At 41.0% G+C, this 12,866-nt stretch carries 13 protein-coding genes; 7 read left to right on the forward strand and 6 right to left on the reverse strand.

Annotated features, from left to right (window positions below):
- The first annotated feature begins 129 nt into the window (after positions 1-129).
- Positions 130-2,928 (forward strand): YhgE/Pip domain-containing protein, encoded by a 2,799-nt coding sequence (locus tag ABKA15_RS00215; RefSeq protein WP_350015352.1) that lies wholly within the window; start codon positions 130-132, stop codon positions 2,926-2,928.
- A 39-nt stretch (positions 2,929-2,967) separates the two neighbouring features.
- Here the strand turns inward: ABKA15_RS00215 and ABKA15_RS00220 are convergent, their stop codons facing one another.
- Together ABKA15_RS00220 and ABKA15_RS00225 are read right to left on the reverse strand one after the other, a co-directional pair.
- Positions 2,968-3,741 (reverse strand): Cof-type HAD-IIB family hydrolase, encoded by a 774-nt coding sequence (locus tag ABKA15_RS00220; protein ID WP_049511962.1) that lies wholly within the window; start codon positions 3,739-3,741, stop codon positions 2,968-2,970.
- Between the two features lie 17 nt (positions 3,742-3,758).
- On the reverse strand, positions 3,759-4,640 hold the full coding sequence (locus ABKA15_RS00225; RefSeq protein WP_080984139.1) for a helix-turn-helix transcriptional regulator: 882 nt from the start codon (positions 4,638-4,640) through the stop codon (positions 3,759-3,761).
- Between the two features lie 543 nt (positions 4,641-5,183).
- Here ABKA15_RS00225 and ABKA15_RS00230 point away from each other — a divergent pair.
- From ABKA15_RS00230 to ABKA15_RS00250, 5 genes are all read left to right on the forward strand, one after another.
- Positions 5,184-5,924 carry a DUF6261 family protein gene (locus tag ABKA15_RS00230; RefSeq protein ID WP_049511960.1) on the forward strand — a complete coding sequence of 247 codons (741 nt, stop codon included), beginning with the start codon at positions 5,184-5,186 and terminating at the stop codon, positions 5,922-5,924.
- Positions 5,925-6,015: 91 nt separating this feature from the next.
- A complete protein-coding gene (locus ABKA15_RS00235) occupies positions 6,016-6,408 on the forward strand; it encodes a hypothetical protein (RefSeq protein ID WP_049511959.1) in 393 nt (130 codons plus the stop codon).
- 158 nt (positions 6,409-6,566) lie between these two features.
- Positions 6,567-7,301 carry a polyphosphate polymerase domain-containing protein gene (locus ABKA15_RS00240; RefSeq protein WP_049511958.1) on the forward strand — a complete coding sequence of 245 codons (735 nt, stop codon included), beginning with the start codon at positions 6,567-6,569 and terminating at the stop codon, positions 7,299-7,301.
- Entirely contained in the window at positions 7,282-7,962 is a 681-nt protein-coding gene (locus tag ABKA15_RS00245) for a DUF4956 domain-containing protein (protein WP_049511952.1), read from the forward strand. Before ABKA15_RS00240 ends, ABKA15_RS00245 begins: the two co-directional genes overlap by 20 nt.
- Before the next feature lie 11 nt (positions 7,963-7,973).
- On the forward strand, positions 7,974-9,434 hold the full coding sequence (locus ABKA15_RS00250; RefSeq protein WP_049511951.1) for a carbohydrate-binding domain-containing protein: 1,461 nt from the start codon (positions 7,974-7,976) through the stop codon (positions 9,432-9,434).
- A 229-nt stretch (positions 9,435-9,663) separates the two neighbouring features.
- Here the strand turns inward: ABKA15_RS00250 and ABKA15_RS00255 are convergent, their stop codons facing one another.
- The 4 genes from ABKA15_RS00255 to ABKA15_RS00270 form a co-directional block, all read right to left on the reverse strand.
- A complete protein-coding gene (locus ABKA15_RS00255) occupies positions 9,664-10,278 on the reverse strand; it encodes a hypothetical protein (protein WP_049511949.1) in 615 nt (204 codons plus the stop codon).
- A 238-nt stretch (positions 10,279-10,516) separates the two neighbouring features.
- Entirely contained in the window at positions 10,517-11,113 is a 597-nt protein-coding gene (locus ABKA15_RS00260; protein ID WP_049511946.1) for an HAD family hydrolase, read from the reverse strand.
- 9 nt (positions 11,114-11,122) lie between these two features.
- Entirely contained in the window at positions 11,123-12,118 is a 996-nt protein-coding gene (locus ABKA15_RS00265) for a DUF4097 family beta strand repeat-containing protein (RefSeq protein WP_049511942.1), read from the reverse strand.
- On the reverse strand, positions 12,105-12,431 hold the full coding sequence (locus ABKA15_RS00270) for a PadR family transcriptional regulator (protein ID WP_049511941.1): 327 nt from the start codon (positions 12,429-12,431) through the stop codon (positions 12,105-12,107). Before ABKA15_RS00270 ends, ABKA15_RS00265 begins: the two co-directional genes overlap by 14 nt.
- A gap of 302 nt (positions 12,432-12,733) precedes the next feature.
- Between ABKA15_RS00270 and ABKA15_RS00275 the strand changes: the two genes are divergently transcribed.
- On the forward strand, positions 12,734-12,865 hold the full coding sequence (locus ABKA15_RS00275; protein ID WP_021002226.1) for a teichoic acid D-Ala incorporation-associated protein DltX: 132 nt from the start codon (positions 12,734-12,736) through the stop codon (positions 12,863-12,865).
- Position 12,866: the final 1 nt, after the last annotated feature.

A 12,866-nucleotide genomic window follows, 5' to 3' on the forward strand; every position in this document is an offset into this window, starting at 1 on the left:
CAAAATTTTTCTCTTGTGAAAAATTTCAGAAACTGTATAATCTATTATATCAAATATTTAGACAATGTGTATAAAAATATTTTAAAAATTAAAATTTTTATACAGAGTGTCTAAGATAGAGGAGAAAAAATGTTCAAAGAATGGAAAGCAATTTTCAAAAAACCAATTTTTGTGATTGTCATGATTGGTGTTTCCTTGATTCCTGCTCTTTATAATGTGATCTTTTTGAGCTCCATGTGGAATCCTTATGGTAAAGTTTCAGAATTGCCAGTAGCGGTTGTGAATAAAGACCAACATGCGACATTTAACAACAACACCTTATATGTTGGGGATGATATGGTGAAAAGTCTTAAAAGGAATGATGCTTTAGATTTTCAGTTTGTATCTGAAGCGAAGGCAAAGGAGGGCTTGGAGAAAGGTGATTATTATATGATTATCACGCTTCCAAGTGATTTATCTCAAAAGGCTGCTAGTATTCTGGATAATAAGCCGCAAAAGATGCAGATTGATTATCAAACATCTAGCGGACACAGCTTTATTGCCAGCAAGATGAGTGACTCAGCTATGACGCGGCTTCAACAAACTGTCGCTAACAATGTGACAAATACATACACGACATCTCTCTTCAAGAGTATGAATAGCTTGAGGAAAGGCATGACAACAGCTGCTTCTGGTAGTGGTCAACTCGCTTCTGGCGGTCAACAATTAAAAGACGGTAGTCAAACCTTGACAGATAATTTGAATACTTTATCTAGCTCTAGTATGACGTTTGCAGACGGCGCTAATACATTGACGACAGGTTTGGGGACCTATACGCTTGGTGTGCGTCAGCTTTCAGACGGAATTGGTACGCTATCGACACGCCTTTCAGCTTATACGTCAGGTGTCGGTCAATTGGCTTCTGGGTCAGATACGCTTTCAAAAGGTCTGACAGACTATACAAATGCTGTTGGTCAATTAGCTTCTGGGTCAGATACATTATCAAAAGGTCTGATAGACTATACAAGTGCTGTTGGTCAATTGGCTGACGGCTCAGGGCAATTATCAGATGGCTTAACTACTTATACCAATGGTGTGGCAAATCTTGCAGGCGGTGTAAATCAATTGAACAGTCAATCGCAAAACTTATTGGCTGGTGTTAATCAATTGAGTGCTTCTAATGAAGAAATTCAAAAATTATCAAGCGGTACGCATCAATTAGCTACGGGTCTGAACACGTTAATGACGACTGTTCAACAATCTGGCATGACTGCTGAACAAGTTCAAAAGCTACAGGATTTGCAAGCAGGTTTGACTGCTGTGCAAACCGCTCTTTCAACTGGATCAGACTTGTCAGCTGCCAAAGCAAGCATGACGACTGCTTTAAGCGATATGGAAACGACTGCGAACACGCTTGCCAATAGTGCGACGACAGACAAGACTACGATTGCAACTAACGTGGCTGCTACAGCTGCTTATCAAAAGTTAAGTGCTAGTGAGCAGGCAGAAATCAATGCTGCGATTTCGCAAACTCCAAGTCAGACTGCTACGACTGCGGCAAGTCTATTGACAAATATTCAAGCGCTCAAGACGCAAGTGACGAACTTGCCAGAGCAATCTTCTAATCAACAAAGCGCAGCTGTCATCGGACAAGCAAAAGGTGCACTTTCAGAGCTTCAAACGAGCGCACAACAAACCCAAGCAAAAATCTTTGCAGCTTTGCAACAATCAAATGCGGGTGCTAATCAAGTAGCAGCAGGTATTGACCAATTGCAAACGAGCTTAGCAACAGGTGCTGGTCAATTGGCAAAAGGTGTAACCGACTACACCAATGGGGTTGCGCAGATGACAGCAGGAGCTAATACCTTATCTAGTAAGAATAGTCAATTAACATCCGGCATGGCGAAAATCAGTTCAGGTTCTAAGACCTTGGCTGGTAAGAATGAGCAGTTGACGTCTGGCATGGCGAAAATCAGTTCAGGTTCTAAGACTTTGGCTGGTAAAAATAGTCAATTGACATCTGGTATGGCAAAAATCAATTCCGGAGCTAATCAATTGGCGGCTAATAATGGTCAAATCGACGCTGGCTTGGCAAAATTGGCAGACGGAGCTAGTCAATTAGTGAACAATTCTGCTACACTCGTGTCAGGAGCAGGCAAACTGTCTGACGGTGCTAGTCAAATTGCAAATGGTTCTACGAAGTTAGCAGACGGTAGTTCAACTATCACGTCTAATCTGGGAACACTTGTGTCGGGTGCGGATACCTTGACAGCAGGTTTAACAGACGCCAAAGACCAATTATCCACGGTGACAACCAATAAAGCCAACGCCAAGGCGCTTGCAAATCCATTGACAACGAAGAAAACAGATAAAGACCATGTTGGTAAAAATGGTATCGGTATGGCTCCATATATGATTTCTGTGGCACTTTTTGTAGCAGCGATTTCAACCAATATCATTTTTAACACGTTGCCTTCTGGTAAGAAACCTGAGACACGTATGGAATGGTTGAAAGCACGTATTCAAGTCAACGGTATTATTTCTCTCTTAGCAGGTTTGTTGGTGTACGGTGCGGTACACATGATTGGCTTAACCGCAAACCACGAATGGGCAACGCTTGGTATCATTCTTTTGACCAGCATGTGCTTCATGGCTGTGGTGACGGCTCTGGTAACGTGGGACACCAAGCTTGGAGCTTTCATTTCCTTGATCTTGTTGTTGCTGCAACTCGCCTCTAGTGCGGGTACTTACCCATTGCCATTGACGGATAAGATTTTCCAAGATGTCAATCCTTGGTTGCCAATGAGTTACTCTGTTTCGGCTTTGCGTCAAACAATTTCGATAACAGGGCAAGTCGGTGGACAAGTTGCCTTCATGACAGTTGTTCTGCTGCTCTTTGTCGGTCTTGGTTTCTTGGTTTACAATCCGAATAAAAAAGAATTAGTCTAATCTAAAAGCTCTTGTATCTTGAATACAGGAGCTTCTTTTTTAAATCAAACCCAAATGGGCAAGGGCGTACGGAATGCCGTTGTCATCATTGGAGCGCGTGATGAAAGTGGCTGCTTCCTTGACGGTTGTTTGGCTATTGCCCATTGCAATGGGATAATCTACTGTTTCAAACATGGTCAGGTCATTGAGTCCGTCTCCGAATGCGTAAGTCGGTGCTTCGTCTGCCAGCAAGGTCAGCAGGTGCTGAATCCCAGAGCCTTTGTTACAGCCGTGCGGCGTGATGTCTATCGAATAGGGGCTGTTACGGAAAAAGTGCAGTTCAGGGATTTCTGCCTGATATTGGGTGTCTTTTTCAGGCTCCTCACTAAAAATGAGCAACATTTGACAAGGCTGGTTTTGATAAATGGTCGGATCGACTTGGGGCAGGTCTTGATGAAAATAGCGGAAATTCTGCTGAACGGTCGGACTGAGCGTTGTCACACGCATTTCTCCTTGTGAATAAAAGCCGAGGTCGTGCTCATTTCCCTTTGCCAGTTGCAGGAGCTTGAGAATACTGTTTTGTGCAATTCGTCCTTCAAACAGGAATTGCTTTTCATGGAGGATTTCCATGCCATTTAGCAAGATAGCGGAATGAATCCCAGCGTCTTCCAGAACCGTCCCCATTTCTCCGCGCCCACGCCCCGTACAGATAATAGGTAGAAAGCCGTTGGCTCGTAGTTGAGCAATGGCTGTTTTGTTGTCTGCTGGGACTTCTCCTTGGCTATCAACCAAGGTGCCGTCAATATCAAAAAATACAAATCCGTTGTAAGTCATTGGCGTCTCTGTCTCCTTTAAGGTGCTGAAGTTCCACGTGAAACATGAGAGAAATGGGAAGTACGATGCTGTTTGACTTCTTCTTTCAAGTTTTCGAGCAAGGTCGTTTCTTCTGTCAGCTCAAGCAACTGGAGACCTTTCTGGACAAGGGCATCGTCTCCTTGGCAAATACCCAGGCGAACCTGAGCAAAGCCGAGCTTGTCGTATCGTTTTGTTTGTTTGGCGAGCGGTAAGATCATCTCGGTGATACGCTGGCAATCATCGAGGCGGTTGTTGTAAAGGTAGATGGTCGAAAGGTTGGCTAAAATGGAGAATTGTGTACTGTGAATTTCTTTGTAATGCTTATACTTGTTGAGACTGGTTAAGATTTTTTCCGTTATATTTTGAATAGTTTCTAGTGGGAAGAAATAAAGAATGACACTTAGTAAATTTAGGTCACTTTCATAAAAAGTATCTCGTTTTTCTAAATCTGTCCATAACTGTTGAGCTAAAACTTGTGCTTGACTACTGATTTTATTTTTTCTAATTTCAATTAGTATATTTGCCATACGCAAAATATTGCTAACGGGAATATCATGATGAGCTTTCAAGTAGTCCTCACACTGTTTGGTTAAATCCAGTAATTGTTCTGTTTCAACGACAGACAAATAATTTTTAAATTGTAAGATGATCTTCATTCTGTGATTTGAATGATAATAATCACAAATATATTCAAATTCCCCAAAACTCATGTCAATCTGATGGAGCAGAAATTCCATGGTTTCATAGCTGGGAACGGATTGGTTGCTTTCAAACTTGGAAAGACTGGAGCGCGAAATCCAATCTCCGCAAATCTCTTGCTGGGTGATTCCCTTTGCTTTTCGAATCGTCTTGTAAACTGTTCCAATATCCCAACGCATAGGCGACTCCTTGTGTAAAATATGAAATGTGAAAATAGTGGGCATTTTGTGAATGCCTTTTCATCATATTATATCATATAGATGAAAGGAGAAAAAGTGATGAAGAAAAATACCTTTTCTGCTTCTGCGTTCCATTAAGGACTGTGTGTTCAAACTGTTTTGAAAGTGGTTAATCCTCTTTTTCAGAAAATTTCCTATAATTTCCCATTCATGTTATACTAAATGAGATGATTTTTCTGGATTTCGTTGGCTGATGAGGTGAGGCGAGACAATTTCGTTTCGTCCGCGCGGCTGATAAGGCAAACTGATTGTCGTTCACTCCGTCCGCTCGGCGGACGAGATAAACTTCTTTTGATTCATGCTGTCCGCCGGGCGGACGGAGCAAACCAAAAGTAAGGGAGACTTTCCGCCGGGCGGACGAAGCAAACGAAAAGTAGTTGAGGTCATCCGCCATGCTGACGGAAAAAGGAGAAGTCATTGAAACGGTCGCTTTAAGTGATAAGTAAAAAAGGAAAGAAGGAATTTATGAAGTAAGAAAAGCTCATTGGACTTAAAATTAGTAATCTCCGCCATGCGGAATTCACGCAGTTTATCACTCGTTTTTTAGACGATGTGGAGAAAGAAGCGCTCGACTTTAAAAATGAGGACGTCATTACCGCTCTCGTCAAGAAGATAAAAGCAGCCTTGCCTGCTTATCAAGCCTCTCTCGGTCAGATTCGGGCGAGTGAAAAGTCAGCTTCGATTAGTGCGGCTGACGAATTGCGCGACGCTGATTTGCAAGCTCTTCGCGATGCGCTGAAACCTTATCGGGCAGCCAAGCGGGAAGAGGAAAAGGCAGCTTATGCCAGCTTGAAACGCTTGTTTGACCAATACAAAGACGCTCATCAGAAACATTACGAAGAAGAAACCGCCCTCATTGTCAGTTTGCTGGACAAGCTAAAAACAACCCCATATAAGGAGCAGGTGGGGACTTTAGCGCTTGGGAAATTCGTTGAAAACCTGACCGAAAGCCACTCGGCTTTTGAACAACTCTTTGCCTCTCGCTCCCAAGAGAAATTGCAAAAAGTGAGCTATGATGTCAAGCGATTGCGCAAAGAAGTGGCGATGCCTTACCAACAGTTGGCGGACTATGTGGTGATTTTGCACCAAGTCAAAGACGATGGCTTTTATGCGACCTTCCTTTCCGTGCTCAATAACAGCCGCAAGTATTATGCGGATGTCCTTGCCCGTCGCAAGGGCAAAGAGCCTAAAGCAGAAGCAGGAAAAGTAGCAGAAATCAACTAACATTTCTCCTTCATCTTACTTGAAGTTTGTCTGTCAGAGTGGTAGGATAAAGACGAAGAAGAACGAGCAGAAAATTAGAAAGTGTGATGGGATGATAAGATTTCATTTTAATAACGAATTTTGGTTTCGGTGGCGGTTTTATCTGTTGAGCATGATGATATTCTTTTCCTTGGTTGTTGAACCTTATGCGAAATTAGACGTGTTCAATGTGATTTATTTTGCTGTGTTGGGAACATTTTTGCTTTTGCAGATCTTTGTGCCAGAGTGTTCGCATAAGCGGTCCTATCCAGTAGGCAGCTATCACTTTAACTGGGAATTTTATAATGACATTTCCTTGTATCTGATGATTTATTTTTCGCGTTCCCTCTACTCTGGTCCGAGAAGCAGCCATGATGTGTTGTACTGGATTTTTCTGGTAGCAGCTATTCTGATTATTTTCAGTTTTCTTATCAAAAAAGAAAAAGAAGAGAAGAGTGAAGAATAAGATTGCGCTAGCTTCTGTTTTCTATTTCATTCTCCAGACATCTATTAAACACCTCCAGAAAATGGGGGTGTTTTGTTTTCTTTAAGTTTTCTTTAGCTTTCTTTTAAGGATTTGCCCGTAAACTACGTAGATAAAGAACGACAAAGGAGAGCAATCTCATGGCTAAAAAAACATTTAAAGATAAATTTCAACGGATAGAAACCAAGTATGTCATCTCAAAGGAAACGTTGGCAGATTTGCTACAGGAGTTTGAAGCGTATATGGCAGAAGACGAGCATGCCTATTCAACGATTGGCAACCTCTACTATGATACGCCGACCTATCAGATGATTCGCGAGTCTTTGGAAAAGCCTTATTTCAAGGAGAAATTGCGCGTGCGGACTTATGATGCCGAGCCGCAAGCGGATAGTCAAGTTTTTTTGGAAATCAAGAAAAAAGTGCGTAAGGTTGTGTATAAACGTCGGATTGCGACTGAGTTGTTGACAGCAGAGCGATACCTCGCGGGGGAATGCCAGCTTGAGGATTCGCAGATTAAGAAAGAAATCGAATGGCTCTGCAAGCGGTATGGAGGTGTGCAGCCCATGATGTATATTTACTACAACCGCTACTCTTTAAAAGGTTTGGAAGATTCAAATGTGCGGATTACCATCGATGATGATGTCGCTTATCGAACGAAAAAATTAAGTTTGTTAGCAGGAAAAGATGGCAAGAACCTGCTACCTGACAACCATGTTATCATGGAAATTAAGGTACCTGGGGCGTATCCACTCTGGCTGGCAGAAATTTTGGACTGCTACCACGTTTTTCCAAAATCTTTCTCAAAATATGGAGTCGCCTATAAGAAAACAACAGACTATAAAGGAGTAATCAGACATGTTCGATCAGTTATTTAATAACGTTTTTACAGGAACAACAATCAATCCAGCCAGTATGTTTGGTGCGATTGGTGTTGCCCTTGTGCTGGGACTGATATTAGCCAAGGTTTATCAGTACAAAACCATTTACAGCAAGTCCTTTATGATGACTTTGGTTATGCTACCGACTTTGATTGCTATTGTCATTTTTTTAGTAAATGGTAGTCTGGGAGCAGGGGTTGCGGTAATGGGAGCTTTCAGCTTGATTCGCTTTCGTTCAGCACCGGGTGGTGCTAAGGAATTGCTCGCAATTTTCCTTGCTATGACGATTGGGATTGCTGTCGGTATGGGCTATCTTATTTTTGCTAGCGTCTTTACAATCATTATGTCGGTGGTTATGTTGTTGCTGGAAACGGTGAATTTTGGGCAGATGAAGCATTCTATGCGTCAAGTGACTGTTGTCATTCCAGAAAGTTTGGATTATGAGATGGTCTTTGATGACATCTTTCAAAAGGCGACCAACTATGTTGAACTGGCAAATGTCAAAACGTCTGATATGGGAAGTTTGTTCAAGATTAAGTATATTGTCCAATTAAATGGTACGATGACAGAGAAAGAGTTAATGGACGCTCTGCTCACGCGAAATGGGAATTTAGAGATTGCCATTAGCCGTTACGTCACCAAAGAAAACGAACTATAAGGAGGACCACCATGAAAAAAATAGCCTCAAAACGAAAAACATGGAAACGACTGGTTCCACTCGTCCTATTGATAGTTGCTTTAGGGGCGTGCAGTACGACAAACACCAACTCAACTGGCACTAGCTCCTCTAGCACAAGTAAAAAAACAACCACCAAGACGTCCAATTATTTTACCAAGCGTGACCAAGATGCTTCTTATGATGAATCAAAAGCAACTAAGATTAGCTTGAGTGGATCATCTGCAAAGACTTCTGGTTCTGGTGCGGAAATGTCCGGCTCTACGGTGACAATTACCAAAGCCGGGACTTATGTCTTGTCTGGTTCAAGTAAAAATGTCCAAGTTGTCGTTAAAGTTGGCGACCAAGACAAGGTTCAGCTCGTGCTGAATGGAGTCACGATGACCGGAACAGATGCTGCAATTGTCGTAGAAAATGCAGATAAAACTTTTATCACGCTTGCAAAAGGTAGCAAGAACACGATTTCGGATTCTGCCAATCACAAGAATACAGACTATGACGCTGCGATTTACAGCAAGGACGATCTCACTTTCAACGGTTCTGGTAGTCTGACGGTAGAAGGCAAGTATGGCAATGCTATTGAGTCCAATGATGATTTGCGCATTACAGGCGGAACCTACACGATTAAAGGTTATAAAAACGCTCTTTCAGCGAATGACGCAATCAATATTAAAGACGCGACAATGAATTTGACCGCAACGGAAGACGCCATTCATGCGGACAATGATGAAGACACATCGCTAGGCAATTTCTATATCCAGTCTGGAAAGATTACCATTAACGCTGGAGATGACGGCATTCACGCTTCTAATACGGCTCTTATTGACGGCGGTACGATTAAGGTTGAAAAGAGCGAAGAAGCGCTGGAAGGCAAGACCGTCACCATTAACGGTGGCGATTTAGACCTAACAGCCAATGACGATGGTATCAATGCTGCAGACGGTAGCAGTAGCGAGAGCGCTCCAGGACAAGCGACCGCTGGTGTCAGTCTGACCATCACAGGTGGTAAGGTCAAGGTTAATGCCCAAGGTGATGGCTTGGATTCTAACGGAGATTTGACCATTTCAGGTGGTGAGGTCTATGTGGACGGGCCGACAAATGGTGGCAATGGTGCTCTTGACTATGACGGCAATGGCACCATTACTGGCGGGACCGTTGTAATGGTCGGCAGCAATGGCATGGCAATGGGCTTTGGCTCAAATTCCAAACAAGCTTCCATCCTTGCGAATGTATCAGGTAGTGCTGGAGACAAAGTGACGATTATCGATTCGTCAGGCAAAGAAATCCTCAGCTATACCGCTGCTAAAAATTTCCAATCCGTTCTTGCTAGCTCAGCTGCTATCAAAGACGGTGAAAGCTACACCATTACAGTCAATGGACAAAGCACGACCGCAACAGCTAGCCTGACTACCCAAAATGGAAACGGCATGGGCGGAGGCCCTGGCGGACGGTGATGATAGACAAAAGAGGCTGGGGAAACCCAACCTCTTTCGTTTGACCTTTGCTTAATCGTCAAGGTGTGATAGTGTTTTAATCGCTAACCATTGTGATAGGATTAAAACTAAGAAAAATATATGAAATAATAAATCACGTATAATTGGCATATTTCTACAAATAAATAAAGAAATGAAAGGGGAACAAACAAACCAAATAGCTTGAAAAATAACAATCTTTTTTTCATACTTAATAACTCCTATTTCCATGATAATATAATGGACTGTGGTAACTAGATGTATCAGCAACTCCGACATTAAAGCTACCAACCTGACCAATACCAATTCCAGCTCCGATTGAAGTGGTTGTTGATGTATTTCTATACAAATGACCGTTTAAAGTAAAGTGTATTCTATTGGCATCGGGTAAAGCGTATTGAAAATTTCCTTGGAATATTAAACTTCCAGAATAATAACCTGCATAAACAATTCGTTTTATTCCTCTAAACCAACCGCTTTTACTAACTTCACAATAAAAATAGACATGACCTGCATTATTTGGAATATAAGAAATTAACGTATCATCTTGATATGTAGCACCACGTAACACTACATATGAAGTTTCTTCATTTAGCTGAGCATTTCTAGCTTGAGAAGTGCTCTTATTGGGGAATAAAGTACGTTCAGCTTCTGCAAAACTAACGCCTGTATTACTAACATAATTGGCTAAGATTTCATCTTTAGTAACTGTTACAACATCAAAATTTTTAACAGTAGTTTCATCAGATTTTACAGTCGTTCCAATGCCAAAGGCTAGAACTAAGAAACTTAAAAAGCTAATAAACATTAAACCTAAACGCCTCATAGTGTTTCCTCCTTTTATAAAATCAAATTGATAAAACTACAGCTCTAATTATAAATCCTCCCTTCTGACGAACTGCTTAAAGAATTCCCCTTTTTTCACTTTCAATATATCACAAAAATAAGAAGAAACAAGTCTATTTTTGAAGGAAAATTTATGATATAATAAAGTTGATAACGTTAAAAAACTAGAGCGAAACAACTCTAGTTTTTTTGCATGCTCAGCCTAAAATCTCTAGAATCTATGTCAAATTATCAACAGTCCAATCTGGTGCTTCTGCTGGATTCGTTATGTGGGTCAAGCGGCTAAATCCCTGTCGGATCCAAATGGTTTGCATTCCAAGTTGTTTAGCCGGAAGAATATCATTGTCCAAACGGTCACCAATCATCACAGCGCCTTCAGCTAAACAGTTCGCTTGTTGGAGAGCTAACTCAAAAATAGCGAGATCAGGTTTTGCCAAGCCAACATCGGCAGAGGAAATCACCAGATCAATCCAAGAATCAATACCAAATCTTCCCAATCTTGCTTGCAAGTTCGGTAACTGGTTGGCAATAATCCCAATCTTGTAGTGCTGGTGGAGAGTTTTCAGCGCTTGCTTGCAGTCAGGATACAGCACCTCTAAATCAGACCTCCAAGACGGACGCTTCAGACCATAATCGTTCAGAGCTTTCCCATCACCCTTTTTGTTTTCCTTAAAATAGTGAATCATAGTTTGATAAAATGCTGCATAAGAAATGTGAGTATCCGCAATAGCCTGCTCAATCCGATCTTGGTAGGCTTTTTCTTCATTTACCAAAGTTGAGCCAACATCAAAGAATAACCAATGAATCTGTTTCATGCGAAACCTCTAATAAAGATTGATGTCTCCGCTGACAGCTTGGATAGTAAGAGAATCTGTAGAAGCCGTTGCTTGATGGTGGATCGTGTTGCCAACGATTTGGTGGCTCAGCTGGAGCTGATCAGAGATAGAAATGTCTCCGTGCACCGTTTCAAGATCATAGCTGAAATCATGGTGCAGCAGATGAAGTGAAATATCTCCGCTTGTCGTTTGAATAGAAGTTTTACCAGCAATTTCTAAAGAATGCGTATCGAAATCCCCTGACACGAGAGACAGCTTACAATCCGTCAACTTGACATGCGCTAGATGAATATCACCACTGATAGGGGTAACATTGGTCTGTTGCAAATGGCAATGACGCATGGTCAAATCACCACTTGAAAGCTCAATCGTTCCTTTTTGTGTTTGAAGATAAGATACAGCTACATCACCAGAAGTTGCTTGAAGTGAGAATGACTGAAGAATCTTGCCATTCGGGATTTGAATGCAAATAGGATGATTATCAAAACCGTTTTTCATGACGTTAATAATCCAGTCCAAACCACTATAATGCGTGTTGTCTTTTTCTGTAATGTGCCACTTCTCGTTTTGAACAGTAGAAATGATTTGATTGTTGCCTTTTCCATTATAGTATTTGATGTGGAAAAAATCATCAGGTGAAGGCTCAATCAGAATATCTTGCGTGGTGACATCAATATGCAATTCAGAGATTGTTGCATAGTCTTCAAAGATATAAGCATTGTCGGTATATGATTGGTGATTGTGTGCAGATGACTGGTGTTGAGGACGAGTTGACGTTTCTTCTGCTTGATTTGATGAAAGTGAGCGAATAATCTCTTCTGCTGCGTCTTTGGGATCTCCCAACTCCTCAATGACTTGTGCTTCATTTTCATGTCCGGCTTCTTCAAAGTATTCCGTAAAATAATCCATTGCTTCTTTATAATCTGCTTCTGGCAATGTTTTCAAGTATTTCTCTAGTGCGGCTAAATAGTCAGTTTTTGTCATGGCGAATGCTCCCTTCTATGATACCGTTGACTGTCGCTGTATATAACTCCCACTCCCTTTTAAGGGTGTTTAACTGCTTTCGTCCCTCTGGAGTAAGGGAGTAATACTTCCGTTTTCGACCTTGATATTCTTGCGAGTAAGTCGTTAAATAACGATTTTTTTCTAACTTTTTCAAAATAGGATATAAGGTTGATTCCTTGATATTGGCAATCAATTTAATCGTTTGGCTAACCTCATAGCCATAGGAATCTTCGCTTTCCAAAATCGCTAGAATGAGAAATTCAATCAAGGTAGAAGATGTTGGAAAATACATGAGCACCTCCTATATATAATATTTTTATATATAATTTTTCTATACATAGTATAGTGCTTTTCACTTTCAAAGTCAAGAAAATATATAAAATTTTTATATATTTTTAAAATGTAAGTCTAAAACTATTTTCTTTTCTAGTTTTTTGAGACAGCACATCTGTGATTTCCCTAGGTTTGTTGTAAATAAACCTTAATTCTAGCTTAATTCCTCAATTAAAGAATGTTTTGTATTGAAAAATAGCGTTAGAAAATGGTAAAATATATTAAGTCTTATCTAGAAGTAAGACAAAAGTGATGAATATGATGAAAAAACATAAAATAATTTTTAAATTTCTTGGACAGACGCTGCTTTATTTTGTGATATTTCTAGCGTTGCTTTATTTCTTTAATTATCTTGGTCAAGGCCAAGGTGGTTTTATCTATAATGAATTTTAGG

The sequence above is a fragment of the Streptococcus sp. KHUD_010 genome (assembly GCF_040207525.1).
GTDB lineage: Bacteria > Bacillota > Bacilli > Lactobacillales > Streptococcaceae > Streptococcus > Streptococcus hominis.